18 protein-coding genes are annotated in these 25,935 nt (G+C 58.8%); 11 read left to right on the top strand and 7 right to left on the bottom strand.

Annotation, left to right across the window (positions count from 1 at the left end):
* Positions 1–8: 8 nt before the first annotated feature.
* The 6 genes from BLO97_RS17995 (at position 9) to BLO97_RS18020 (ending at position 15,933) form a co-directional block, all read left to right on the top strand.
* Positions 9–12,947, top strand: coding sequence for a two-partner secretion domain-containing protein (locus BLO97_RS17995; RefSeq protein WP_092347140.1), 12,939 nt, complete (start codon positions 9–11; stop codon positions 12,945–12,947).
* A 3-nt stretch (positions 12,948–12,950) separates the two neighbouring features.
* The gene (locus BLO97_RS18000; RefSeq protein WP_092347143.1) at positions 12,951–13,148 is read left to right on the top strand and encodes a DUF4926 domain-containing protein; all 198 of its coding nucleotides are present in this window, start codon (positions 12,951–12,953) and stop codon (positions 13,146–13,148) included.
* Positions 13,149–13,387: 239 nt separating this feature from the next.
* Positions 13,388–13,948 carry a hypothetical protein gene (locus tag BLO97_RS18005; RefSeq protein ID WP_092347146.1) on the top strand — a complete coding sequence of 187 codons (561 nt, stop codon included), beginning with the start codon at positions 13,388–13,390 and terminating at the stop codon, positions 13,946–13,948.
* A 381-nt stretch (positions 13,949–14,329) separates the two neighbouring features.
* On the top strand, positions 14,330–15,031 hold the full coding sequence (locus tag BLO97_RS18010; protein WP_092347149.1) for a transposase: 702 nt from the start codon (positions 14,330–14,332) through the stop codon (positions 15,029–15,031).
* Positions 15,032–15,097: 66 nt separating this feature from the next.
* Positions 15,098–15,556, top strand: coding sequence for a hypothetical protein (locus tag BLO97_RS18015; protein WP_092347152.1), 459 nt, complete (start codon positions 15,098–15,100; stop codon positions 15,554–15,556).
* Between the two features lie 110 nt (positions 15,557–15,666).
* Positions 15,667–15,933, top strand: coding sequence for a HigA family addiction module antitoxin (locus tag BLO97_RS18020; RefSeq protein WP_092347155.1), 267 nt, complete (start codon positions 15,667–15,669; stop codon positions 15,931–15,933).
* A gap of 122 nt (positions 15,934–16,055) precedes the next feature.
* Here BLO97_RS18020 and BLO97_RS18025 read toward each other — a convergent pair whose 3' ends face one another.
* The 3 genes from BLO97_RS18025 to BLO97_RS18035 form a co-directional block, all read right to left on the bottom strand.
* On the bottom strand, positions 16,056–16,355 hold the full coding sequence (locus BLO97_RS18025; protein WP_092347158.1) for an addiction module antidote protein: 300 nt from the start codon (positions 16,353–16,355) through the stop codon (positions 16,056–16,058).
* Positions 16,356–16,407: 52 nt separating this feature from the next.
* Positions 16,408–16,680, bottom strand: a complete 273-nt coding sequence (locus BLO97_RS18030) for a hypothetical protein (RefSeq protein ID WP_092347161.1) — start codon at positions 16,678–16,680, stop codon at positions 16,408–16,410.
* 262 nt (positions 16,681–16,942) lie between these two features.
* A complete protein-coding gene (locus tag BLO97_RS18035; RefSeq protein WP_092347165.1) occupies positions 16,943–17,674 on the bottom strand; it encodes a DUF899 domain-containing protein in 732 nt (243 codons plus the stop codon).
* 298 nt (positions 17,675–17,972) lie between these two features.
* Between BLO97_RS18035 and BLO97_RS18040 the strand changes: the two genes are divergently transcribed.
* On the top strand, positions 17,973–18,365 hold the full coding sequence (locus BLO97_RS18040) for a hypothetical protein (RefSeq protein WP_063322456.1): 393 nt from the start codon (positions 17,973–17,975) through the stop codon (positions 18,363–18,365).
* A gap of 62 nt (positions 18,366–18,427) precedes the next feature.
* On the opposite strand, the gene BLO97_RS18045 is transcribed toward BLO97_RS18040, so the two are convergent.
* The 3 genes from BLO97_RS18045 to BLO97_RS18055 form a co-directional block, all read right to left on the bottom strand.
* Complete coding sequence (locus tag BLO97_RS18045; protein ID WP_092150986.1) at positions 18,428–19,294, bottom strand: DUF6279 family lipoprotein; 867 nt, start codon at positions 19,292–19,294, stop codon at positions 18,428–18,430.
* 81 nt (positions 19,295–19,375) lie between these two features.
* The gene (locus BLO97_RS18050) at positions 19,376–20,092 is read right to left on the bottom strand and encodes a TorF family putative porin (RefSeq protein ID WP_092150983.1); all 717 of its coding nucleotides are present in this window, start codon (positions 20,090–20,092) and stop codon (positions 19,376–19,378) included.
* A 189-nt stretch (positions 20,093–20,281) separates the two neighbouring features.
* The gene (locus BLO97_RS18055; protein ID WP_018607615.1) at positions 20,282–20,470 is read right to left on the bottom strand and encodes a hypothetical protein; all 189 of its coding nucleotides are present in this window, start codon (positions 20,468–20,470) and stop codon (positions 20,282–20,284) included.
* A 339-nt stretch (positions 20,471–20,809) separates the two neighbouring features.
* On the opposite strand from BLO97_RS18055, the gene BLO97_RS18060 reads away from it, so the two are divergent.
* Together BLO97_RS18060 and BLO97_RS18065 are read left to right on the top strand one after the other, a co-directional pair.
* Positions 20,810–21,646, top strand: a complete 837-nt coding sequence (locus BLO97_RS18060; protein ID WP_060738695.1) for a CvfB family protein — start codon at positions 20,810–20,812, stop codon at positions 21,644–21,646.
* Positions 21,647–22,034: 388 nt separating this feature from the next.
* Entirely contained in the window at positions 22,035–23,489 is a 1,455-nt protein-coding gene (locus BLO97_RS18065) for an NCS1 family nucleobase:cation symporter-1 (protein ID WP_092347168.1), read from the top strand.
* On the opposite strand, the gene BLO97_RS18070 is transcribed toward BLO97_RS18065, so the two are convergent.
* On the bottom strand, positions 23,490–24,662 hold the full coding sequence (locus tag BLO97_RS18070) for an MFS transporter (protein ID WP_092150974.1): 1,173 nt from the start codon (positions 24,660–24,662) through the stop codon (positions 23,490–23,492).
* A gap of 103 nt (positions 24,663–24,765) precedes the next feature.
* Here BLO97_RS18070 and BLO97_RS18075 point away from each other — a divergent pair, with 103 nt between their 5' ends.
* Both BLO97_RS18075 and BLO97_RS31990 read left to right on the top strand, forming a co-directional pair.
* Positions 24,766–25,659, top strand: coding sequence for a putrescine utilization regulator PtrR (locus BLO97_RS18075; protein WP_063322451.1), 894 nt, complete (start codon positions 24,766–24,768; stop codon positions 25,657–25,659).
* 139 nt (positions 25,660–25,798) lie between these two features.
* On the top strand, positions 25,799–25,927 hold the full coding sequence (locus BLO97_RS31990) for a PA1414 family protein (protein ID WP_256222727.1): 129 nt from the start codon (positions 25,799–25,801) through the stop codon (positions 25,925–25,927).
* Positions 25,928–25,935 lie beyond the last annotated feature (8 nt).

A 25,935-nucleotide genomic window follows, 5' to 3' on the forward strand; every position in this document is an offset into this window, starting at 1 on the left:
ACCTGAACATGGACGACCGCCAATACGCCTTCCTGGCCCGCCAACCTTCCGCAGCCCTGCACGCCCGTGACCGGTTCTGGGGCATGCCCAAGCGCGGCCTGGCGTTCCTGTTGGCCAACGTCATGTTCTGGCAACCGCTGTGGGCCCAGGCCGACGGCATTGTGGTCAGCGCACCGGGCACCGGCCTCAGCCAGGCAGGCAATGGTGTGCCTATCGTCAACATCGCCAAACCCAACGGCAGCGGTCTGTCCCACAACCAATTCAAGGACTACAACGTCGGCAGCAACGGCGTAATCCTCAACAACGCCACAAACCGAACCCAGTCCACGCAACTGGGCGGGATCATCCTCGGCAACCCAAACCTCAACGGCACGGCCGCCACCACCATTCTCAACGAAGTCAATGGCGGCAACCCGAGCCAGTTGCGCGGCTACACCGAAGTGGCAGGGCAGTCGGCCCACGTCATCGTCGCCAACCCCTACGGCATCAGCTGTAATGGCTGCGGTTTCATCAATACCCCAAAGGCGACCCTGACCACGGGCAAGCCGATCATCGAAAACGGTCAGGTGAGCCGCTACCAGGTTGACCAGGGCAGCGTCGCCATCGAAGGCGCGGGCCTCAACGCCAACAACGTCGACAGTTTCGAAATCATTACCCGCAGCGCCAAGATCAACGCCGAGATCCAGGCCAAGAACCTGACCATCGTTGCCGGGCGCAACGACGTCAACGCCGACACCCTCAACGCCACCGCCCGCGCCGCCGACGGCAGCGCCAAGCCGCAGTTGGCGATCGACTCCTCGGCTCTGGGCGGGATGTATGCCGGCGCGATCAAACTGGTGGGCACCGAGGCCGGTGTCGGAGTGAAGCTGGACGGGCAGTTGATTGCCAGTGGCGGGGATATTCAGTTGGATGCCAACGGCCACCTGAGTCTGGCGCAAACCTCGGCCACCGGCGCGGTCAACGTCAAAGCCGCGAGCCTTGATGCCCAAGGACCGGTTTACGCCGGCACCACATTGAAGGCCCAGACCCAGGGCAACCTGAGTAACCAGCAGAGTCTTGCGGCGCGGGACAGCATCACCCTGAGCGCGGGTGGGCAACTGATCAACAACGGCATTATTGAGGCCGGGGTCAATGCGAATAACACCCGTAACGCGGCGGGGGACGTGAGCCTGGAGGCGCAGAGTCTGAGTAACAACGGTAAGAGCGTTGTTGCCAGTCGTAACCTCACAGTCGACGTTGTGCAGACGCTGAGCAACAAGGGTGGGACGTTGAGCGCCGGGCAGGCCGCCACGGTCAACGCCGCGACCTTGGACAATCAAAGTAAAGGACGGGTGCTCAGCAGCAATACGCTGAACGTGACCGCCAACATGCTGCTCAACACCCAGGGCACGGTCAGCAGCAACGGCAACCTGACGGCCAATGTCAGTCAGTTGAATAACAACGGTGGCGAACTCACCGGCTTGAGCGGCGTTACATTGCGCGTTGCGTCGCTGGACAACGTGGCTGGCCTGGTCGCGGCAGGGCAGGGGTTGGATATCAACGCCAGCGGCCAAGTGAACAACCGCAGCGGCCGGCTCACTTCAAGCAAGAGCGTGCAGCTCAGCGCTGCGTCGATGGATAACACCGCAGGCCGTTTGCTCAGTGACGGTGCGCTCACCGCCAGCATTTCGGCGCAGTTGCTGAATCAGGCGGGACTGCTGTCGTCGGCGGGGCTGCTGACGCTCGATGCGGCGAGCCTGGATAACCGTCAGAACGGCGTCGTCACCACAACCCAGGCCGCCAGCCTCGATGTAGGCAAGTTGGATAACCGCGGCGGTGAGCTGTCGAGCCAGGGTGTCCTGACGCTGACCGGCACCGAGCTGGACAACAGCAACAGCGGCAAAGTAATTGCCTATGGTGATCTGCGCCTGACGCTCGAACGCCTGACCAACCAAAGCCTCGGATTGATCTCCACCCGAGGCGCCCTGGCGGTCAACGCCGGCCAACTCGACAACCGCCAGGGGTCGCTGTATGCCCAGCGAGGGATGAACCTGGACGTGCGCGGGCAACTGCTCAATGCCCAAGGCAGCCTCAAAAGCGACGCCACCGCCAGCGTCAAAGCCGCCGGTATCAATAACGATGCGGGTCAGTTGACCAGCGTCGGTGCGTTGAGCATCGACAGCGCCGCGACCCTGAGCAACCTGGGTGGCAGCCTGATCAGCGGTGACACGCTGCTACTGAAGGCCGGTCAGGTGAACAACACCTCCGGTCGCATCGCCAGCGCCAAGGCCCTGAACGCCAGCGTCACCGGGCTGGAGCAACAGAACGGCCAATTGGTCAGCAACACCAGCCTTTCCCTTGACCTCAACCATGGGCAATTGAACAACCAGGGCGGGCTGATCAGCACCCCCGGCGCGCAGCTGTTGAACAACCTCGCCGCTGTGAACAACCGTGACGGCGAGATCTCCAGCGACAAGTCCTTCAGCCTGAATGCAAACAGCCTGGACAACAACGCCGGCAAAGTCGTCAGCAAGCAGGGCCTCAACCTGACCATTGCCCAGGCGTTGAACAACGCCCAAGGATTGGTCTCGGCCAATGGCCTTGCCGTGCGCGCAGCCAGCCTGGACAACAGCAGCGGCACCTTGAGCAGCGACGCCGACCTGAGTGTGAACGTCGATGGAACGCTGACCAACCTGGAGGGCGAAGTGTCCAGTGCCGGTCTGACCCGGCTCAACGCGATGACCCTGAACAACCGCAATGGTCAGGTGCTGGGCGATAACGCCTTGAACATCAGCCTGGGCGGCGCGCTGGACAACCGCGAGGGTGTGCTCGGTTCGGGCAAGGTCGTGGACATCCAGGCCGCGAGCCTGAACAACGGCAACGCTGGCCAAGTGATCAGCGACGGCAGCCTGAGCGCACGCATCAGCGGCCTGCTGGACAACCAGAGCCAGGGCGAAGTGATCGCCAAGGGCGCACTTGACCTGCAAACCGGTAGCCTCGACAACCGCGGCGGTCGTCTCACCGGGGTCGACCTGCTGACCGTGCGCAGCGATTCGCTCGACAACCGTGGCGGCAACATCCGCGCCGACAGAGCGCTGCAACTGACGGTCGCGCAACTGGACAACCGTAACAACGGGATCATTACCGGCAAAGCCGGCGTCGGCGTCGAAGTCACGCGGCTGGACAACAGCGGTGGTTTGCTGAGCAGCGTAGGCCCGCTGAACTTGAAGGCCAATGAGGTGCAAAACGCCCTTGGCCGCATCTCCAGCCAAACCGACCTCACCGCGCGGATCGATACCCTGCAACAGCAGGGAGGCGCGTTGGTATCACAAGGCAACCTGAGCCTGACCGGCAGCGTTCTGGATAACCGCAACGGTGGCTTGGTCGGCACCACAAAAGCGCTGGATTTGCAGGTTGAGCAGATCGATAACCGGGCGGGCGAACTGTCCGCAGGGCTGGACGTCAAGGTTGGCGCTCAACGCCTGGACAACAGCGACGGCGGCAAACTGATTGCAGGCAGCGCGCTTGAATTGAAAGTCGCGCAACTGATCAACCAGACCAAGGGCCTGGTCCACGCCCAAGGCCGACTCATGCTCACGGGCAGTACGCTGGACAACAGCGGTGGCGCACTCAGTAGCCTGAATGCTTTGGTGATCACACTCGACAACGCATTGTTGAATAACAAAGGCCTGATCAGCAGCGAAGGTGAACTGAGCGTCGACGCCGGCAGCCTCGATAACACCGCCGGTAGCCTCGGCAGTGCCGGCACGTTGTCCATTGTCAGCCAGGGTGGGCTGATCAACCAGGGTGGCTCCATCAGCACCGACGCCGGCCTGAGCCTCAAAAGCGCCAGCCTGGACAATAGCCAGAAAGGCATGGTCTCGGGCAGCGCCGCCACCCAAGTCAGCACCGGCGCTCTCAACAACAGCCAGGGCGGGCGCTTGACCTCGGGCAACATCCTCGCGCTCACCGCCACTCAGGTGAACAACGCCGCCGGCCGTATCGCCAGCAGTCAGGCTCTGACTGCATCGGTCACCGGGCTGGATCAACAGCAAGGAGAGTTGTTCAGCAACACCAGCGTCAGCCTGGACATGAACCAAGGCCAGTTGAACAACCAGGGCGGCCTGATCAATGCCGCGGGTCTGTTGCTGCTGAGCAACCTCAAGGACGTCAACAACCAGGGCGGTGAAATTTCCAGCCGGCTAGCGTTCACCCTGGCCGCGCGGAACCTCGATAACAGCGGCGGCAAACTGCTTAGCAACCAAGCCCTGATGCTTCGAACCGTGCAGGCGCTGAACAACGCCAAAGGGATTGTTTCGGCTGCGTCCGTGGACAGCCACAGCGCCAGCCTGGATAACAGCGATGGGCTGATCAGCAGTCGCGATCAGCTCGATGTGAAGGTCGATACGTTGCTCGACAACCAGCGCGGTTCGCTGATCGCCGACGGCGCACTGGTATTGAGCGCTGATCGCCTGGATAACCGCGCTGCCAGTATCGCCGGCAAGGCCGGGCTCGACGTCACTGTCACCGCGCTGGACAACCGTCAAGGCACGTTGGTCAGCACCACGGACCTGACGTTGCAAGCGTCGAGCCTGGACAACCGCCAGGCCGGTTTGATCGGCGCGACAAAAGCGCTGGATATCAACGTTGACGACCTCGACAACCGTGGCGGCGAGCTGAGCGGTAACACCGGCGTCACACTGGTGAGCAAAAACCTCGACAACAGCGACAGCGGCCAAATATCCGCCGGGCAAACCCTGAAGCTCACCGTGGACAAGCTGCTCAACCGGACCAAAGGCCTGCTCAGTGCCAAGACACAATTGAGCCTCGACGGCGGTTCCCTGGACAACAGCGGCGGCTATCTGGTCAGCCAGCAGAACCAGCGCATCGACCTCAGTGGCGACCTGATCAACACCCAGGGTCAACTCAGCAGCGAAGGTACCCTCGACGTCAGCGCCGCCAATCTGGGCAACAGCGGCGGCAGCTTGTCCAGCGCGGCCAACCTCACCGTTAAAAGCCTGGGTCGCCTCGACAACCAGGGCGGCGAATTGGTGACCGACGGCGCGTTGCTGCTCAGCAGCACGGCCCTGGACAACCGTCAGCGGGGCAGCATCAGCGGCAAAGGCGCGGTGAACGTCTCTACCGGCGCGTTCAACAACAGCCAGAACGGACGCCTCAACAGCGGCGGCACACTGAACCTCAAGGCGGCCCAGGTCACCAACCAGGACGGCGGTCGCATCGGCAGCCAGGGCGCACTGACTGCCTCGGTTTCCGGCCTGGATCAACAGGGCGGCCAGTTGTTCAGCAACACCTCGCTGAGCCTGGACATGAACAATGGCCAGCTCAACAACCAGAACGGCCTGATCAACGCCCCCGGTACGTTGCTGCTGAAAAACCTCCTCGGCGTGAACAACCAGGGCGGTGAAATCTCCAGCGCCCAAGCCTTCACCCTGGCGGCACAAAACCTCAACAACGACGGTGGCCGGCTGCTCAGCAACCAGGGCCTGACCCTGCGCATCGCCCAGGCGCTGAACAACGTCAAAGGCATGATCGGCGCGGCCAGCGTCGATGTCCTTGCGCAAAGCCTGAACAACAACGGCGGCACCCTGACCAGTCGTGGCAAGCTCGACCTGACGGTTGGCCAACAATTAGACAACCAGGCCCAAGGCCTGATCAGCGCCGCGCAGTTGCTGACACTCAACAGCGGCAATTTGAACAACCAGGGTGGCAGCGTGTTGGCGGGCGGTGCATTGGTCCTCAACGCCATGGCCTTGGACAACAGCGCCAACGGCCTGATCAATGCCCAATCCAGACTCACCCTCGGCGCCGATTCGCTGGACTCCAGCGACGGCGGCGAAGTGTCGGCCAAGGGCGATATGAACCTGACCCTCGCGGCGCTGACCCAAAACGGTGGACGTCTACTGGGCGAACAAGCCGTGACGCTGAACCTCGGCGGTCATGACCTGAACAATCGCAACGGCCTGATCACCGCCAAAGGTTTGCTGACCGTCAACGGCCTGCGCAACCTTGATAACCAGGGTGGCGAAATCTCCAGCAGCCAGAGCTTCAACCTCAGCGGCCAGACGATCGATAACAGCGGCGGCAAGCTGATCAGCAGTCAGAACCTGAGCCTTGATGGCGATAGCCTGGTCAACCAGAACGGCTTGATCTCTGGATGGCAAGACTTGCAGGTCAGTGGCAGCAGCCTGGACAACCGCAACAATGGCACGCTCTCCAGCCGCAATGGAGACGTTGGCGTCACCCTCAGCGGGGCACTGCTCAACAGTGCTACCGGTGCGCTGGTCGGCCAGAAAAAACTCACTGTCAGCGCTGCCAGCCTGGATAACCAGGGCGGGATTCTGTCCAGCGGCGCAGACCAGACCCTGACCGTCACTGGCGGTTTGCTGAACAACGCCCAAGGCGGCTTGATCGACAGCGGCGCGACCTTGGTCATGAACGCCATGACCCTGGGTAACGCTGGCGGTATTGTCAACGCACAAAAAGCCCTGAGCTTCACCGGCACCAGCCTGGACAACAGTGGCGGCAACCTGATCGGTAACGCCGCCGTGACCCTCAACCTCAAGGGGGCCCTGGACAACCACGGCGCCAAGCTTGCCAGCGCTGGTCCGTTGACGGTTAAAGATGCGACCGCGATCAACAACCAAGGCGGTCAATTGGTCAGCCAGGGCGAAATGACCCTGGGCACCGGCACCCTGGACAACAGCCATACCGGTACTGTCGCCGCGAAAAATGCGCTGACGGTCACTGCCTCCGGAGCCGTGCAGAACCATACCAACGGGCTGATCTACAGCCAGACGGCGGACGTTGAACTCAATGCCGCGAGCCTTGCCAACGGCCAAGGCGAGATGCAAGGCCAGACGGGTGTGAGTCTTGAATTGCGCGCGGATCTGGACAACCAGGGCGGCAAACTCATCGCCCAAACCGGCGATGTCAACGTGATCGCGGCCAACATCGATAACCGTGGCGGCACCCTCGCCAGCCTCAAGGGCGCCCTTGAGGCGAGAACCGTAGGGGTGCTGCGCAACGGCTTCGATGTGAACAACAAGGGCGGTGTGATTCAAGGCCAACGCCTTGACCTGCGCGCCTTGGCCGGGCTGAACAACAGCGGTGGCCGGATTGCCGCGCAGGCGGGCGATATCGTCATCGACACCGCCGGCCTGAACAATCGCAGTGGCGGTCTCTATGCCTCTGGGCTGATCAAGGTCAGCGGCACCGGTGCCAGCCTGGACAACACCGCCGGCCAGATCGCCGGCAACGCCATCAATTTGGACCTGGACGGCGCCCTGACCAACCGTGGCGGCATTCTGGAAAGCGACAGCACCTTGGTGGTGAGCGCCGCCAGCCTCGATAACCAGACGGGCCAACTGCGAGCCCTTGGGGTAACGGGCAAAACCGACTTCCAGATCGGCAGCCTCTTCGACAACCGCAATGGCAAGCTGGAAAGCGCCAACAGTCACCTGACCCTGTCCGCCAACAGCTTCCTCAATGGCGGCGGCCAATTACTGCATCTGGGCGACGGCACGTTCGACATCTCCCTGGCCAACGTCACCGGCGCCGGCGGCGACATCGTCACCCGCGGCGGCTTGACGCTAAAAGCCGACACCTGGACCAACACCAGCGTCATCCAGGCCGGGCGGCTGACGGTCGACGTCAACAATTTCACCCAGACTGAAACTGGACAACTGTTGGCTTCAACTCGGTTGGAAGGTACGGGCGGTAACTGGGTCAACAATGGCTTGATTGCCAGTGATGGCACTCTGCAGATGAAACTGACGGGCGCCTATTCCGGCACGGGAAGGGTCAGCAGCCTGGGCAGTCTGTCCCTCGATGCTGCCAGCGTGAATCTGCCCGACGCGGGGAGGATTACGGGTGGGGGGCCAACGGTTATTACCGCATCCGGCCCGATCATCAATTATGGACGGATGACGTCAAATGACGATCTCTTGGTCAGCACAGCAGCCCTCAGCAACTACGGCACTTTGGGCAGCGCGCAAGACCTTACGATCAATGCCTCGCAGTTGCTCAACCAGAAAGGGTTGATTTTCAGCGGCGCGGATATGCAACTGCGCAGCAACACGCTGACGAACAATTACGCTGATATCTATAGCTTGGGTGATTTGAGCATCTCCCGGAACGCGGCGGGCGAGCGGGCCGACCTGATTGAAAACATCTCCGGCAGCCTGGAAAGCGCCGGTGACATGCGCTTGCTGGCGACGTCCATCACCAACCGCAGGGACATCCTGACGTTCACACAACAACGCGTGAACGGCTACATCACCCACAGTTGCTCTCACTGTTCGGATGAGTGGAACGTCTGGTACTACGTCAATGAAGTTTATGAGCGCACGCTGGAGAAGGATTCGCCGTCGGCTTTCATGACCTCCGGCGGCAACCTTACTGTCAGCGGCTCGAACTTCCTCAATCAGTACAGTTCAGTCTCGGCGGCCAAGGACATCAGCATCGCCGTCGACACCTTCAACAACGAAGGGGTCAACCTTGAGACCATTACCTATCGCAGCAACTATAAAAACCCGGCCGACAGGGAACCGGGCAGTATTTACCTGGGGTTGATCGATCCGGGTGGTGCGGTCAATGAGTACAACAAATACAGCGCCAAATACGTGCCCTTGTATCGACGGGCCGACGGCGGCTATTTCTATCAGCAGGAGAGCGGATTAAGCACGGAGCTCAACCCGGATTACGACCCGACGAGAAACATGCCGGTGCCTAAAGAAGTCACTCGATATGGCGTCTTTTCGGCAACTCAAACGGCCAGCACGGGTAAAAGCGTCGATGCGGTGATTCAGTCGGGTGGAAACACCTCCATTGTCGCTTCCACCACGCTCAACAATAGTGTGCAAAAGGTTAACGCCCCGATCATCACCAGCGACAGCAAGGTAGATAACACTGGCACCCTGCGCGCGACCACACCGTTTATCGTTCACCTCAACAGCCAATTGTCGCCAGATTTGGCCCAGCAACGGATCGATCCGCTGACACTGCCTGGCTTTGTGATTCCCGAGGGTCAGAACGGCCTGTTCCGGTTGAGCGGGCAGGGTGGGTCGGCTCAACAGGCAGTCCAGGCCAACGTGGGGCCGCAAAGCTGGAGCATGAGCAGTGCTTCGATCAGTACTGCCCTGCGCCAACAAGACGTGCCCGATACTCAAGCGCGTAGCGTCCAGCTCAGTGCTGTTGCCCCGGTGGCCACCACTGACCGGCAACTGGCTCTGATCGCTCGTCAAACCAACAACGGCAATGTGAACGCCAGTGCGCTTAATGTCAGTGCGCCCGTCGAAAACGTTGGCCCCTCCTTTTCGATACCCGGTCGCGACAGTGGCGCTAACGCGATTACCCCAGTGGCGGCGGTGAATGTCACCGCCGTCAGCCTAAACCCACTGACTAGCGGCGTCCCGGTAGTGGGTGGTGCCGCAGTCGCTACGCCAGTGGCCAGCCAGACGGTCACACAGGTTCAGGGGTTGCCGGAGACCTCGTTCAAAACCAATCCCCAGAAATACCTGATCGAAACCAACCCGGTGCTCACCGAGCTCAAGCAGTTCATGAGTTCGGATTACCTGCTGCAAAATCTCGGCTACGACCCCGACCAAAGCGCCAAGCGCCTTGGCGACGGCCTCTATGAGCAGCGGCTGATCCAGCAGGCGGTACTCGCCCGCACCGGCCAACGCTTCATTGACGGTCAAACCTCCGACGAGGCGATGTTCAAGTACCTGATGAACAACGCCATCGCCAGCAAGAACGAACTCAATCTATCGGTGGGCGTCAGCCTGACTTCACAGCAAGTCGCCGCCCTGACCCACGACCTCGTCTGGATGGAAACCGTCGAGGTCAACGGCGAGCAGGTCCTGGTACCGGTGCTGTACCTGGCCAACGCCAACAACCGCCTGGCCGCCAACGGCGCGCTGATCCAGGGCCGCGACGTGACCCTGATCGCCGGCAAGGACTTGAACAACGCCGGCACCCTGCGCGCCTCCAACAACCTGTCGGCCGCCGCCGCCAACGACCTGACCAACAGCGGCCTGGCAGAAGCCGGCAACCGCCTCGACCTGCTGGCGGGCAATAACCTCGTCAACAAGGCTGGCGGCATCATTGCCGGTCGCGACGTGTCGCTCACCACGACGCTGGGCGATGTGGTCAACGAACGCACCGTGACCAACTACGACGACAAAAATGGCGAATGGTCCTGGTCCATGGGCTTCGCCGACAGCGCCGCGCGCATCGAGGCTAGCAACAACCTGAGCATCGACGCCGGGCGTGATTTCAACACCGTCGGCAGCGTGGTGAGCAGCGGCAATGACCTGACCATCGATGCTGCTGGCGATGTGAACATCGTCTCGGCGCAGAAGGCTGATCGTATTACCGATCATGGCGATCATGATGATTCGGCGATCAGGCAACTGGGTTCGCAGGTGACGGCGGGGCGGGATCTGAAGGTTTCCGCTGGCCGTGATTTGACGGCGGTTGCCAGCGAGCTTGAGGCCAAGCGTGATGTGGGCATGAGTGCCGTGGGTGATATGACCTTGGCTTCGGCGGCGGATGAGGTGCATTCGTACAACAAGGGTTCCAGCGTTACGAGAAAGGAAGACCACGTCAGCCAGGTGGCTACCACCGTGAAGGCGGGCGGGGATGTACTGCTGGGCGCTGGCAACAACATGACCTTGATCGCCAGCCGCATCAGCGCGGGTGACGAGGCTTATCTGGTGGCCCAAAAAAACCTTCAACTGCTGGCCGCACAGAACTCCGACTACACGCTCTATGACATGGAGAAAAAGGGCGGTTGGGGGAGCAAGAAGACTCAGCGGGATGAAGTGACTGATGTGAAGAACATTGGCAGCGAGATATCCACTGGGGGTGATTTGACGTTGGTCAGTGGTGGGGATCAGCGGTATCAGGTGGCGAGACTTGAAAGCGGCGATCAGCTCACCTTGCAGAGCGGCGGCGCTATCACCTTCGAGGCCGTCAAGGATCTTCATCAGGAGAGTCATACCAAGAGCGACACCAGCCTTGCCTGGAACTCCATGAAGGGCAAAGGCCACACAGACGAGACCTTGCGCCAGAGTCAGTTGGTGGCTAAGGGCGAATTAGTCATCAAAGCGGTCGATGGCTTGAATATTGATATCAAGCGTATTGATCAGAAAACCGTCAGCCAAACCATTGATGCAATGGTAAAGGCCGACCCTGAACTGGCTTGGTTGAAGGAGGCTGAAAAGCGGGGCGATGTTGATTGGCGTCGTGTGGAAGAAATTCACCAAAGCTTCAAGTATTCAAACTCGGGGCTTGGGGGCGCCGCTCAAATGGTCCTGGCAATCGCGCTGGCAGTCGTCACAGGCGGAGCTGGCGCAGGCCTGATAGGGGCCGCCGGAGGAACCTTCACGGCAGGTTTCGCCAATGCTGTTCTGATCGCCGTGGAAACCAACGCAGTGAACAGCGCCATTAGCAACAAAGGTGATTTGGGCGCAGTTCTAAAAGACACCACCAGCAGCGAAAGCCTCAAAGGCTATGTGGTTTCAGGGATGCTGGGGGGCATTGGAAACAGCCTCGGCTACGATCCGACCAAGTTAGGATTCAACTGGGATAGTGCAGGGCAAGTTGTCCTGAAGACAGGGGCGGACACCGTGGTCCAAACCGCCATCCAAGGTGGCAGTCTGGGCGATAACTTTGTTAACAACCTGTTGGGTGCCGTTATTGATATTGGCGGGGCGGTTGCCGCCAATAAAATTGGCAATCTGAAATTGGCTGAAGGCAGCCCGACCAAAGTCGCCGCCCATGCCTTGGTCGGTGGTTTGAAGTCGATGGCCATGGGCGGCGATTTTAAAACGGGAGCCTTGGCGGGAGGCGCCAACGAAGCGCTCGTACAATACTTGGCGGACTTGGTGCTACCTGAGGGCTATGACCCAAATCGACCGGGAGGCGAGCAGGATAAAGCCAACCTGTTGGCGATGTCGCAGTTGCTTGGTGTGCTCACAGCGGTGGTTTCAGGCAGCGATCCGCGCATCGCGGCAGACATCGCCGCCAACGCTACCCAGTACAACTACTTGACCCATTCGGATCTTGAACGGGCAGCCAACCAGTTACAAGGCTGTAAGAGTAGCTCATGCATAGATGAGGCGTATACCACATACCATGAGTTGAGCGAGCGGCAGACGCTGGAGGCGCTGGTTAGCTGCGGCCAACAAGTAGGCAACTGCAAGGGCATCTCGACGCTGGATGCCGAGGTGCAAGCTAGGAAAGAACAGCTCCGTGATTTGATGGACTCTGCGTCACCTGAAGCCCGTGCAACCTATGAGCTTTTAATCGCGGAAAACAACGAGTTTCAGAACCTGTTGGCAGGGGTGACCACGGAGCATTCGGCTAAGGCGGTGACGGATGTCCTGATTTCGAAATGGGGTATAAGCCCGGAATATGCTGCGGCTATTATTGAGGGCACAGTGACGCTGGCGGTTGGGTTGGCTGCTGGGCGGGCTGCAGGTGGAGGTAAAAAAGGCGTAGCGGGAGATGCAGACACTACTCCGCGTACCCCATTATCTGGTCCAACGGATAACTGGAAAAAATACACTCACACGGAGGCCGTAATTCAGACTCAAGCTTCGGGGCGGTTAGCTAATGCAGAAAAGGCAGTTATTGACCCGACTAAAGTAACATCTTATGCGTTAAACTCGGAACACCCAGTTGGAGGCAACAAAGCAAAAGTCTTTGAGTCAGCTTTGGGCTACAATCAAACGAATGCTGAAGAATTGATAGCAAAAGTGCAGGAAGGTGCGCGGTTATATCCTGCGAAGTTAGGTGTTGCTGATAAATTTGGTCAGAGAATAACCATAGATATGCCAATCACCGGGCCGAATGGTAATACGGCAACTGTTCGTACTGGTTGGATATATGATACAAGTTCGTTCACGCCTAGAATGACGACTCTTTATGTCAAGAAGGAATGATATATGGTTTACTCGCTTTTTGATGTTGTTGTATTGACTGAGGATATCCCAGGCGAAGGGCTTCGAGCTGGTATGCAAGGAGCGATAGTTGAGGTTTATAGTCTGCCAATTGAAGGCTATGAGGTGGAGTTTTGTGATGCGGAAGGACATGCCGTTGCGCAATTAGCGCTATCCCCTGATCAATTTCAGATCAAGAGATAGCAAAGGAATGAAAAAGGAGAAAAGGGGACACCCATTAGCCGGTCTCAAGTCAAGGTAACAGCCAACTCGCCCGGCAGCTTTGAACTGCTGGGTCTCCCTTATCTCAACCTGCCTGGTTGAACCCGTCGTACCCGTTTTCTCATCAATGGCTACGACCGAGTCGTGCCTGACACCCATATGGATCAAGCGGTAGCGATAAAACTTTGTCTAGTGATCGACATGAAATTTCATGAGGATTTATGCGCTATTTTTATCTTGGTATCTTTTTTAGTCTGGTAATGCTCTTGTCGGCCTGCAGCACAACCCCCTACGGCAAAGCCACCATCTATTATGACCGTGAGCAGTTTTCTGCTCAGCTCGTCAAAGATTTTCCGGAGCTGACCGACCCAATTCTTCAGCATGGGCGCTGCTCACTGATTATTTCAACACCAGGTTCAAATACTGGAGCTTATTATTTTTGCACTTACGTGCTGACTGCAAACACCCTTTATATACAGAAGTGGGACGCCAAAGCACTGAAGTATGTAGAGATCGTTCATGTGGGTATTTCGAAGCTTCAGAAGGTTGCATTGCACACTTTTTTTCGGACCAAACAGCTCCAATTGACCGAGGAACGACGTCAATTGGCGTTGAGCGTGACCACTGACGGCGGCGAGTTTATCAATGGAGCAGCCACCGAAAGTCTGTTTGAGGCAATAAAGAGCAAAGGGGTGCCAGTGGCGAAAAGCGAGGGCTTGATCAGTTCCCCCAGGTCGGCTTCGCCAGTGGTAATTCCGGTTTTTATAAAAAAATATCGATAAGTACCAACGTACGAACGGGCGACCATAAGTCGCCCGCCGTTCATCTACTCAGCTACCTGCGCCTGCAACCGTCCCCCGAGAACCCAAAGTCTTTTTAAATGAAGCTGCCTAATGGTCAAACAGGGGGATAACGGGGACAGACCCTGAGGAATCCCCGAATTTTCTTACGAAAAATCAAGAAGTTGGAATATTGAAGATACCTGCATGAGTCGGCAGCTTGTGTTGCACCACACAAAACAAGATCCCGACCCATGCAGGCCATCCGATTCTTAAAGAGAAAAGGGGACAGATTTATTTTTTAGAAGAGAAAAGAGAAAAGGGGACAGATTTATTTTTTGATTTTTTGCTACGCTGAAAGCTTCCATGGAGGAGGAATCAAATATGCCCAGGATGGGACGTATTGTTTTACCGAATTACCCGCATCACGTAGTGCAGCGAGGCCATAACCGGCAGGTGGTATTTGCGGCGGCAGAGGATTATCAGCGCTATCTCTCTGATCTGCGCGAGCTAAAAGATGCGTTCGGGGTGAAGGTCTACGCCTATTGCCTGATGACGAATCATGTCCATTTGTTGCTAGCTCCTGGGGAGTCAACCGCTGGACTGGGGCAATTGATGAAAGCACTGGCTGCCCGTGCGACGCGCTATCGCAATCGATTGGAAGGGCGCTCAGGCACCTTGTGGGAAAGTCGTTACAAATCCAGTGTGGTGCAGTCGGATTCATATTTGCTCGCTTGTAGTCGTTACATTGAATTGAATCCTGTGCGCGCTCGCATGGTGGCCGATGTCGCAGACTATGCATGGTCGAGCTATCGAAGTCCGGTAGATGATGAATCTGGTGGGTGCTGGTTAGATGCTGATCCATGCTTCATGGCCTTGGGTGATACCTCGATGGAGCGGCGGCTTCGGTATGAAGAGTTTGTGCGCCAGACCATTCCGACTGATCAGCTTCGATTAATCCGCGATGCTTTGCAGCGAGGTCAACTGACGGGAACAAGCCGTTTCGTAGATGAGGTCGAGCGGATTGTGGGTGTGCGGGTAGAGCAGCGAGGGCAGGGACGGCCGAGGGCTGAGCCGGGAAAATAAATCTGTCCCTTTTTCCGTCCCTTTTTCCTCCAGTTGTTGAAGAAAGCCGGGTATGAAGGATTTTAAATGGCAAAGAAAGTGAAGCTGGGTGATGTCCTGCAGATTCTGACATCGCAAGGGGTTGCATATGCGCAAGTCACGCACAAGCATCCTGAATTTGGCTATTTGATCCGAGTGTTCTCCGGGTTTTACGACTCGCAGCCAGAAGATTTTTCAGCCGTAGTAAGTAGCCCTGTCCAGTTCTCTGCGTTTTTTGTGGTTCAGAGTGCGGTTAATCAAGGGCTGCTATCCGTGGTTGCAAACGTTCCTGTGCCTGAGGGTTTGCAAGCATTCCCCACATTCCGCTCTAGGAATGGAGGCCCAGGTGGCTCTATCTGGTTGTGGAGTGGCGGTGATGCTGTCCGATTGGAGAGATGCTTGCTCCCTGAGGAGTTGATGTATCCAACGGAAGGAATTATCAGTGCCCCGCTGCTTGTTGAGCGAATTGAAAACAATTACAGAGCGGAGACGCATGAGGTTTGGTAAAACCAGTTGCAGGAAAATAAATCTGTCCCCATTTTTGTCATCAGGCACGCATCAATCAGCTTCTTCGCCATTACACACAGGCCCGTCCTGGACTACGAGGAGTACCACTGATGAATATGCACAATCCTCCCGAGATTTATCTGGAGCCGAACGGCATCAGCGGTCGTGAGTTGGCAGAAAAACTCGATGTAGCGCCCTTGGCACTGAGTCGTGTCTTGAAGGGCACTAGCCGCGTTTCGCCTGAAATGGCATTGCGGTTGTCTGTAGCGCTTGGCCGCTCGCCGGAGAGTTGGCTGGCGATGCAGGATGCTTATGATCTGTGGGTGGCTCGTCAGCATGTTGATTTATTGCAGGTAAGAAAGCTCGCTTTCGTCTGAGTCGTCCCCAGACATCGCCGGAGTTGGGGATTTGAGACAGACTAATCGAGATCGGCCTGTCTTTTTAATCGCAGTCTGGTCCCCTTTTCGTGTTTCTTTGTCCCCTTTTCTTTCCATTAGGACTACGGCGCAGTGTGCGTGTGTGGCCGAGCCGTCATATCGACACCAAGTGCCTTCATGACCGCCAGGAGTGTTTTCAGAGTGGGATTACCGTGCTCGCTGAAGGAACGGTATAGCTGTTCGCGCGACAGGCCCGTTTCCCTGGCCAATTCGGTCATCCCCTTAGCTCGCGCGACTACCCCCATCGCTTTGGCGATGTAACTTGCATCGCCGGTTTCCAGAGCGTCGCTCATGAACTCCGCGATGGCTTCGGAAGTACTGAGGTACTCTGCGGGGTCAAATTCTGTAAAAGTCTCAGTCATTTTGTACTCTCCATATATTTGAAACGGGCGACTCAAAGGTCGCCCGTTTTCATTATTCAGCAGCCTGCGCCCGTAACCGCCTCCCAATCACATCCATCACATCACACCCATCACGCAACGCTATCGTCAGCATCTTGCAAAAGTCCGAAAGCACCACCGTATCGGAGCTGATATCTGAACGGAACGCGATGTTCTCCAGCAGTTGGGTCACGGTGCGAATGCGGTAGTCGGCAGTTTCGAAGAGAACGTCGAGCGGTGCTTCGGCGTCGATGAGGAGGACGGCGGGGATGCAGTCGATGCCAGTGATGGGCATGTATCTAGTCATAGTCAGAGCCTCGAAAATTAATGAGCCTCCCTGTAAGTCGGGTCGCCAAACCCGGTCGCCTTTTAGGGCGACGAGGGACTATAGGCCGCCCCGTTCCCGAGCCACAAGACATCACTTTCCGAGCTTTGTGTAGGACCTTTGGCCTTGCTTCAGTCGGCTTTGGCACTGCGGCGGGTCAGGCGACGCAGGCGACTGCTGCGCAGTCGAGCGGGAGCAAGCTCCCTCGCCACGGGGACCGTGCTCGACTGGGCCAGTGGACGTATCAGCCATGGCAGCAGCTGTGTGGCTTGGCCTCGTCGTATTTATCGTGATGCCGCACCCAGTCCATGATTTCGTCTTCGTTGCGGCCCTTGGGCGTCAGGTCGAGGTAGTTGTAGGTGCCGACCAGCATGTCCAGGCCACGGGCGTAGGTGGAGTAGGTGTGGAAGATGTCGCCGGCTTCGTTGCGGTAGAAGACGCTCAGGCCGGGGAGTTCGCCTTCGGTGGTGTCGGTTTTTTCGTAGTTGTAGGTGGCTTTTCCGGCGGCGACGTCTTCGGCATTGAGGGTGACGCCGAAGTCGTAGTTGAAGTCGCAGCCGTTGGACGAGACCCAGTCGAAGGTCCAGCCCATGCGGCGCTTGAACGGCTGGAACTCGGCGAAGGGGGCGCGGGAGACGGCGACCACGGCCACGTCGTGGTGGGCCAGGTGTTGGTTGGCGCCGTCGATGTGGTCGGAGAGGAACGAGCAGCCCTGGCAGCCTTCTGTCCAGCCGGGGCCGAACATGAAGTGGTAGATGATCAGTTGGCTGCGACCGCCGAACAGGTCGGCCAGGCTCAGTTCACCGTGGGGGCCTTGGAAACGGTAGGGTTTGTCGATTTTTACCCAGGGCAGGGCGCGGCGTTCGGCGCTGAGTTTGTCTCGTTCGCGGGTGAAGGCTTTTTCGTGGGCCAGGTGTTGGCGGCGGACGGCGAGCCACTCTTCCCGCGAGACGACCGGATGATTCTCAACATTCATGATGAATTCTCCTGCATGGCAGAGCCGCTGAGTCGGCACTTTCTGTAAGTGGTCGTCTGGCTCTGGATGAATTCGACAGGCCGTTGGTCGGTTTGTGAAATAGCTAGCCGTTAAGCTTGTACACCGCGCGGTTGGATTCAGGGCTGCTTCGCAGCCCAACGGGGATAAATCCCCTCGCCACAATGAATTGGATAGGCCTCAAGTAAACAGCATTGCGCCCGGAAACCTGGCTGAACGGCGGCGCAGCACCTCGGTCACAACCTAGGTAGGCATCTCACTCTTCAGAGGATGGACCAGGATGACGACTTATAACTGGGACTTGATCGAAAAGTTGTTGCACGAAGTGCAGAACGGCGCCGGCCACAGTTTTACGCCTCGGCCTTATGCGGAGGAATACGCAGCTCAGAAGGCGGCGGCGGGTGAGGAAATCGAGAACCTCGATCATCTGAAAGCGGTCGCCGGGGAGTATGAAAAGTTACTGCTGGAGCGTGGCTATATCGAGCCGCGGCCGGAAGAAGAGGGCGGTAACGGCGAGAACTTCGTGCTGACGCCCCGTGGCTCGCGGTTGTTGAGCCTGATCGACAGCAGCATTCCGGGCAATGATCATCCGCGCCAGGTGCTGGATGAGCAGGACGATGCGCTGGATGAGTTTACGTTTGATGATTTGGCGTCCAAGGCGCAGATTGCCTAGGAACCAGGTACAAACCTTGTGGGAGCGAGCAAGCTCGCTCCCACATTGGATCTTCAGTGGTTTTAAGATCGTGCTGCTTTCAGGCACTTCAAGTCAGTGAAATCCTTCTTCACCCCGTCGATTTTCTTCAGCAGCCGTTCGCGCTGGGGCGGGGTGCTTTCGGCCATCAGGTCCACCAGCAGGCTGCGGGCCTGGGCTTCGGTTTTGCTGAAGGCCTCGCGATAGGCCGGGGTCCAGAGACTTTCCCGATTGACCAGCAGTTGCTCGATGCGTTTCGGGAAGTCAGGACTGTGGCGCTGGGCCACGGCTTCGCTGAACTGGTTTTGCCAGTGGGCGCGGTTGGCGATCCATTGCTGGTTCTGGTCACCCAAGGCGGTGGACCAGGCCATCACCCGTTGGTGCTGGGCTTCGTTGAGCGGGCCGAGCCAGTCGTCCAAGCGTTTGACCATGCGGTCGCTGCGTTCCTGGATCTGTTCCTGCAACGTCGGCTTGAGGTACTGCTGCTGGCGTTTGCGCTGATCCTTGACGAAGGCGGCATCCATGTCATCGACTTGGTCGTCGTTCAGGCCTTGCAGCAGTTCGATGGCCGAGGGAGTGATTTGCCGTGCGGTTTCGGCGATGGCGGCCTTGGCTTCTTGGGTACGTTGTTGCAAGGCTTCGTCGGTTACCTGGTCAGTTTTCACCATGGTCTTGAGGCGATCCAGCCAGTCGAGGTAGTCGGGCAATTGGGTTGTGCAATGCCAGGTCAGGTGGTCCTTGAGGCGTTCGTTGAACCAGTCTTTTTGCTCGCCTCTGATGTCCAGGTAATCATTGAGGGTCCAGGGGATGATCAGGTCGAGGTTGCGGTAGGCCAGGCCGATGCGGCTGCAGGCGGTGAGCGTCAGCAACAGGGCGATGAACATGGCAGTGCGGGTCAACCAGCGCGGCATGAGCGAGTCCTTGCGAAGGCGTAGGTGCTTTGTTTGAGCATCGCAGACGCGCGGCAGTTCAGCCGATTAAATGCGTAACGCTTAGTAAAAAGGGTGGGCCATCTTGAGGGTCAGCAGGCTGTCGCACTCGCTGTTGTGGCCCGAGTACGCCGAGCAACTGCTGCCGCTGAGGCTTGAGTCGCTGTAGATCAGGTCCAGGTCGAGGCCCTTCCACGGACGGGAAATTTTCAACGACCAGTCGCTGAAGCTGCCGACATAACCGTTCTCCACCGAGACTGGCGTATTGAGCTGGTGGGTGGTGTATTTGGCGCTGATGCCAATGCCGAACGGCACGTTGCCGCCCAGGTCGGCGAACAGCGTGCTGTTCTGTTTGTCCGGATCGTTGCTCAGGGCCGCGCCGAAACGGCTGCCGAGCACGGTCAGGCCGCCGTAGAACTCCTGGCTGTCGAGGGTATCGACGGTGGGGTAGCTGTAGTGGATCAGGCCGACTTCGTAGCCCAGGGTCTGGTCGAAGGGGTGTTTAAAGCCCATGTAGGAATCGACCTCAAGGTCGGCGGACGATGTCAGGCCGGCGCTGGGTGACCACTGGCCAACGTACCAGCCGCTGTCGTGGCTCAGGTCCAACCCACCATGAAACGAGCCGGTGCTCGACGGCGTGACCAGGCCCTCGGCCATGCTACGGCTGGGAGTGGTGCCCAGTTTGAGATCGAAGTCGCCGAGTTCGCGTTGGAACACCTGCCCCTGGGCGAGGGAGCACGTCAGCAGGCTGATCGCCAGCGCAACAATAGGAATACGCATGCTTCACTCCATGAAATAGCGAGGAGCAGGAACTAAGCTGAAACGCTTGGGCTAGAGAGGTGAAAGCATACCGGCGAATGCTCGGCTGCGAAGGCCGTTCGTCGATTCATGGGAAATGGATAGGGCGGGGAGGGTTCCAGTCCAAGCGCTTCGAAACTCAAAGCGCTTTGGGACCAGGTGACGCGCAGGTTACTTCTTGCCCAGGCTGATCTGCTTGGACGGGCCGAATGTCTGGCCGCTGACGCCTTTGGCAATTTGCTGGATCTCGCCGCCGGACTTGAGGAACGCAGCGATCTGGTCGTTGATCGACTCGCTGGTTTCAACGGCTGGAGCTGGCTTTGCTTTGCTGTTGGATGCTTTTACGCGCATGACGGCCATTAACCTGTAGATAATTAATTGGGCCAGGCATCGTACAGGAAATACTTGACAATTGCTTGGCAAATATCCTTCTGAATTATCGCCAGCGTGACAGGAATAATCAGCCGTTATCCGGCAATAATTGCCCTAAGCCTCTGTTTTAAATAACAACCGTGTGAAGAATATTGCTCCGAAAACGGATGGCATGCATCGTCTCCGGCCTGACGAATGGCTGTGCTTCGGACGCAAACCCAGGAAAATCAACGGTTGTGCCGGGCCTTCCAGGCAAACCTTGCCGGCGGCCACGAATCGCGCCGCAAAACCGGGTAGAATGCCGCCCACGCAATGAGGGTATTGGAAATGGCTTTAGTCGGGCGCTACAACAGTTTGCAAGTGGTTAAACACACTAACTTCGGTTTATATCTGGATGGCGGCGCGGACGGCGAAATTCTGCTGCCCAACCGTTATATCCCCAAGGATATTCCCAGCGAAGATGAAGACTGGCTCAATGTTTTTATTTATCTGGACAGCGACGACAAACTGATCGCCACCACCGAAAAACCAAAAGTGCAGGTCGGTGAGTTCGCCAGCCTGAAAGTGGTTGAGGTCAACAGCATCGGCGTGTTCCTGGACTGGGGCCTGCCCAAGGACCTGTTGCTGCCGTATTCCGAAGAAAAGCGCCAAATGACCGCCGGCGAATACTGCGTGGTGCACGTCTACCTCGACAAGCACACCCGTCGCATCACCGCCACGGCACGCCTGGATCGCTATCTGGACAAGACCCCGGCCAACTATACGCCGGGCCAGGAAGTGGATTTGCTGGTCGCCGAAGCCACCGACATGGGGTTCAAGGCGATCATCAATAACAAGCACTGGGGCTTGATCCACAAGAACGAAATCTTCAAGTTCATGCGCGCGGGCATGCAGGAAAAAGGTTTCATCAAGGAGATTCGCCCAGACGGCAAGATCAGCCTGAGCCTGCAGCCGGTGGGCCAGGAAGCTGCCACTAGCCTGAACGCCAAGATTCTCGCCAAGTTGCGAGAGAACAACGGCACCCTGGCGGTCAGCGACAAGAGCGACCCGGCGCTGATCAGCAGCCTGTTTGGCGTGAGCAAGGGCAACTTCAAGAAGGCCATTGGTGCGCTGTACAAGAATGGGCAGATTGTCATTCATGCCGATCGCATTGAATTGAGCTAACTGCACACAATTCCTGTGGCGAGGGAGCTTGCTCCCGCTGGGCGTGAAGCAGCCCCAAACCAGCTGCACTCAATCCAAGCTAAGACACCGAGGTAGCATGTTCGAAGGGGCCGCTTCGCGCCCCAGCGGGAGCAAGCTCCCTCGCCACAGGTTGATCTTCGCTGTATACAAAATCTTGCACCTTTAGCATGCACCTGCGCCCTGTTCGTGGGCGTATGCCTGTTCCTGCGTGGTGTTTCTCTGCGCCACACACCCCGGTTTGTCTAACATCCAGCGCCTATGGCACGCATTCTGCGTGGAAACGCGTATACAAACCATGCCGGCTCCCGTGCGCAGTATGGTGAGCAGGTCGATACGGGGGCACGGCGGTACTCAAAGGAGCCCCGCAATGTCCGAGCAATTGCCCAATGGCTACAGCCCCCGCCTTTACAACGAGGACCTGGGCCCACTGCCGCAGAAATGGAATTGGTACAACATCTTCGCGTTCTGGATGAGTGATGTGCACAGCGTGGGCGGTTATGTCTTCGCCGCCAGTCTGTTCGCCTTGGGCCTGGCGAGTTGGCAGGTGCTTATCGCCTTGCTCGGCGGGATCTGCATCGTGCAGTTGATCGCCAACCTGGTCGCCAAGCCGAGCCAACAGGCGGCGGTGCCGTACCCGGTGATCTGCCGACTGGCGTTCGGGGTGTTCGGGGCGAATATTCCTGCGGTCATTCGCGGTTTGATCGCCGTGGCCTGGTACGGCATTCAGACTTACCTGGCCTCCAGCGCGCTGATTATCGTGGTGCTGCGGTTTTTTCCTTCGATGGAGGTCTACGCGACGCCGCATTTTGCCGGTTTGTCCTACCTGGGTTGGTTCGGTTTCCTCAGCTTGTGGTTCGTCCAGGCGCTGGTGTTCTGGACCGGTATGGAATCGATCCGTCGTTTCATCGATTGGGCGGGGCCGGTGGTGTACGCCGTGATGTTCTTGTTGGCCGGCTGGATCGTGTGGAAGGCCGGTTGGAGCAACATCAGCTTCACCCTGGCGGAAAAGTCCTTGTCCGGTTGGCAGGCGTTCGGCCAAGTGATCGTGGCGACGGCACTGGTGGTGTCGTACTTTTCCGGTCCGACCCTGAATTTCGGCGATTTCAGCCGTTACTGCCGGAGCATGTCTGACGTGCGCAGGGGTAATTTCTGGGGATTACCGGTGAATTTCCTGGCGTTCTCCCTGGTCACCGTGGTGATTGTTTCCGGGACCTTGCCGGTGTTCGGTGAAATGCTCCACGACCCGATTGCCACCGTGGCGCGCATCGACAACGACGTGGCGGTCTTGCTGGGGGCCTTTGCCTTCGTGACGGCGACCATCGGCATCAACATTGTCGCCAACTTCGTCTCGCCGGCCTTCGACTTCGCCAACGTCGCTCCCAGCAAAATCAGCTGGCGCGCTGGTGGCATGATCGCGGCGCTGGCCTCGATTTTCATCACGCCGTGGAACCTGTTCAATAACCCTGAAGTGATCCACTACACCCTGGACGTGTTGGCGGCGTTTATCGGCCCGCTGTTCGGGATTCTGCTGGTGGATTACTACCTGATCAAAAAACAGCAGATCGACGTCGATGCGCTGTTCAATGACGGGCCGAGCGGGCGTTATTACTACAGCGGCGGCATCAACTGGACGGCGGTGAAGGCGTTGATTCCGGCGACGCTGATGGGGGTGGCGATCACCTTCACGCCGATGCTGCAATCGATGGCCAATTTTGCCTGGTTTACCGGTTGCTTCCTCGGCGGGGTGTTGTATTTCGCCTTGGCGCGACGCGAGCCGGCCACGCAGTCGAGCAAGGCGTTCAGCCCGGCCGGCCAGGCCTGATCAACGCAGGGCGGTCTGGGCGCAAGGGTTCGCCGCGCCCCGGCTGGCGGGCCGCAGCAACAGGCCACCGGCCAGCACCAGGCCGCTGCCGGCAATGATCAGTGCCGGTTGCAGGCCGCCGCTGAAATGGCTGCTCAGCGCCGCCAACAGGGGGCCGCTGAGCTGGCCCACGGCAAAGCAGGCGGTCAACAGGCCAGCGTTGCGCTGGGTGGCGTGGGGCGCCAGTTCCCGGGAGCGCAGCATCACCAGTTGCATGCAGGCCAGGAACGGCGTGCCACAGAGGATCACCCCCAGCGCCAGCCCCGGCCCGCTGCCCAGCAGGCAGGCAAATACCCCGGCGGCTTGCAGCCAGAGCGTGCCGATCAGCCAGCGGCCGGTGGTGTTCGGGTTCGGCCGCCGCCGGCTGACCAGCAACACGCCGCTGGCGGCCGCCAGGCCGAAGCAGGGCCAGAACAGATCGGCCAGCCATTGGCCGTGGAACTGCGCCGAGGCCATTTGCGACAGGAACGTCGCCGGAATGATGTAGCCCACGCCGTACAGGGCGTACACCACGCCCAGTCGAGCGATGCCGGTGTTCGGCGAAGGGGCGGTCGGCCCTGCGACAGGTGCTGCGGCTGCCGGCTGCGGCAGGATCGGCAAGATCACCAGCAACATCGCCAAGGCCACGCCGGCATACACCAGCCACAGGGTGGCGGAGGTCTGGCCCAGTAGGTTCGAGCCGAGGGCAAGCAGGCCGGTCAGGAAAATCCCCAGGCCCGGGCCGGCAAACACCAAGGCACCGAGCCGTGGCCGTTCCACCGCCGCGGCCAAGGGTTGGCTCAGGGCGGTGATCATCACCATCACCCAGGCGCTCGCCACGCCGGTGCCGAAGCGCAACGCCAGGTGCGGCCAGAAGCCCCAGGCCCAGAACGACGCCAGGGTCAGCAGCACGCACAGCCACAGGCCGCCGAGCAACCGCCGCCGCACCTGTTCCGGACGACGGGCGAACATGGCGTCCAGCGCGCCAAGGAAATACCCCAGGTAGTTGGCGGCGGCAATCAGACCGGCGGCGGTCAAGTCGACCTGACCTTCGCCGATCAAATGAGGTAACTGGGGCGTCAAGGCGAAGCGGCCAATGCCCATGGCCATCATCAGCGCGATGAAACTGCCGAGCAGGCGAATAAGAGGTGACATGGTCGTTCTCCGGTGTCGGGGCGAATGACCGTCAGGCTAGGACTGATTGACTTTCATTAAAAATGAATAATAGTGAGTAACTTGTTCTTTTTTGGAGAAGGTCATGGAGTTCAGCCAACTGCGGATTTTCCAGGCCGTGGCCGAGGAAGGTTCCATCACCCGGGCCGCCGAGCGCCTGCACCGGGTGCCGTCGAACCTGTCGACCCGGCTCAAGCAGCTTGAAGAACAGCTGGGCGTGGACCTTTTCCTGCGGGAGCGTCAGCGTTTGCAGTTGTCGCCGGCAGGAAAAGTCCTGCTGGACTACGCGGCCAAGCTGTTCGCCTTGCACGACGAGGCCCATGCCGCCGTGCAGGGCGGGCAGCCGGCCGGGGACTTCCTGCTGGGCACGATGTACAGCACGGCGGCGACGCATTTGCCGGACCTGCTGGCGGCTTATCACCGGGCGTATCCGGCGGTGAACCTGCAAGTGCAATCGGGGCCCAGTGGCGAGCTGCTTGAAGGCCTGCTCACCAACCGGCTCGACGCGGCGCTGGTGGACGGCCCGCTGGAGCTCGCGGGGTTGGATGGCGTGCCGTTGTGCGACGAGCGGTTGGTGCTGATTACCGAGGCCGATCATCCGCCGGTTCGCAGTGCCCTGGATGTGCAGGGCCGCGCGGTGTTCACGTTCCGGCGTGGTTGTTCGTACCGGATGCGATTAGAGGCCTGGTTTGCCCATGATCACGCGACCATGGGCCGGGCGATGGAAATCGAGTCTTACCAGGGGATGCTGGCGTGTGTGATCGCCGGGTCCGGGGTGGCGTTGATGTCCGAGTCGATGCTGGCCAGCCTGCCGGGCCGCGAGCGGGTATCGGTGCATTCGCTGGCCGAGCCGTTCGCCAGTGCCACCACTTGGCTGATGTGGCGCAAAGGCATGGTCGGGGCCAACCTCAACGCTTGGATTGAATTGCAACAACAGGCCTGGCCGCGAACGCCCATGACGACGGCGCAATCGGCTTGAACTCCGGGAGGTGGATTTGGATCAATTCAGTAACAGATCATTGCAAACTGAGACGAGCATTGCGTAGAACATCGGACTATTATCAGTGCGAAGGGGCCACAGTAATTTGCCGCTCGTACCACCCTGAGGGGGCACCACGATGAAAGAGAAAATCCAGAATTGGCTTCATGACCTGGGTGTCGCGCTTGGCCTGATCGAGCCACCGATGCAACCGATACCGATCCGCACCGATGACGAGCAACGCCGCCGCCAACCGCGCCGCCGGTAACTACACCG

The sequence above is a fragment of the Pseudomonas sp. NFACC05-1 genome, assembly GCF_900100135.1.
GTDB classification, from domain to species: domain Bacteria; phylum Pseudomonadota; class Gammaproteobacteria; order Pseudomonadales; family Pseudomonadaceae; genus Aquipseudomonas; species Aquipseudomonas fluorescens_Q.

Bases quoted from the DNA above. Each gene is read 5' to 3' on its own strand.
- BLO97_RS17995 (WP_092347140.1), top strand. From the start codon at position 9: ATGGACGACCGCCAATACGCCTTCCTGGCCCGCCAACCTTCCGCAGCC.
- BLO97_RS18000 (WP_092347143.1), top strand. From the start codon at position 12,951: ATGGTTTACTCGCTTTTTGATGTTGTTGTATTGACTGAGGATATCCCA.
- BLO97_RS18005 (WP_092347146.1), top strand. From the start codon at position 13,388: ATGCGCTATTTTTATCTTGGTATCTTTTTTAGTCTGGTAATGCTCTTG.
- BLO97_RS18010 (WP_092347149.1), top strand. From the start codon at position 14,330: ATGCCCAGGATGGGACGTATTGTTTTACCGAATTACCCGCATCACGTA.
- BLO97_RS18015 (WP_092347152.1), top strand. From the start codon at position 15,098: ATGGCAAAGAAAGTGAAGCTGGGTGATGTCCTGCAGATTCTGACATCG.
- BLO97_RS18020 (WP_092347155.1), top strand. From the start codon at position 15,667: ATGAATATGCACAATCCTCCCGAGATTTATCTGGAGCCGAACGGCATC.
- BLO97_RS18025 (WP_092347158.1), bottom strand. From the start codon at position 16,355: ATGACTGAGACTTTTACAGAATTTGACCCCGCAGAGTACCTCAGTACT.
- BLO97_RS18030 (WP_092347161.1), bottom strand. From the start codon at position 16,680: ATGACTAGATACATGCCCATCACTGGCATCGACTGCATCCCCGCCGTC.
- BLO97_RS18035 (WP_092347165.1), bottom strand. From the start codon at position 17,674: ATGAATGTTGAGAATCATCCGGTCGTCTCGCGGGAAGAGTGGCTCGCC.
- BLO97_RS18040 (WP_063322456.1), top strand. From the start codon at position 17,973: ATGACGACTTATAACTGGGACTTGATCGAAAAGTTGTTGCACGAAGTG.
- BLO97_RS18045 (WP_092150986.1), bottom strand. From the start codon at position 19,294: ATGCCGCGCTGGTTGACCCGCACTGCCATGTTCATCGCCCTGTTGCTG.
- BLO97_RS18050 (WP_092150983.1), bottom strand. From the start codon at position 20,092: ATGCGTATTCCTATTGTTGCGCTGGCGATCAGCCTGCTGACGTGCTCC.
- BLO97_RS18055 (WP_018607615.1), bottom strand. From the start codon at position 20,470: ATGGCCGTCATGCGCGTAAAAGCATCCAACAGCAAAGCAAAGCCAGCT.
- BLO97_RS18060 (WP_060738695.1), top strand. From the start codon at position 20,810: ATGGCTTTAGTCGGGCGCTACAACAGTTTGCAAGTGGTTAAACACACT.
- BLO97_RS18065 (WP_092347168.1), top strand. From the start codon at position 22,035: ATGTCCGAGCAATTGCCCAATGGCTACAGCCCCCGCCTTTACAACGAG.
- BLO97_RS18070 (WP_092150974.1), bottom strand. From the start codon at position 24,662: ATGTCACCTCTTATTCGCCTGCTCGGCAGTTTCATCGCGCTGATGATG.
- BLO97_RS18075 (WP_063322451.1), top strand. From the start codon at position 24,766: ATGGAGTTCAGCCAACTGCGGATTTTCCAGGCCGTGGCCGAGGAAGGT.
- BLO97_RS31990 (WP_256222727.1), top strand. From the start codon at position 25,799: ATGAAAGAGAAAATCCAGAATTGGCTTCATGACCTGGGTGTCGCGCTT.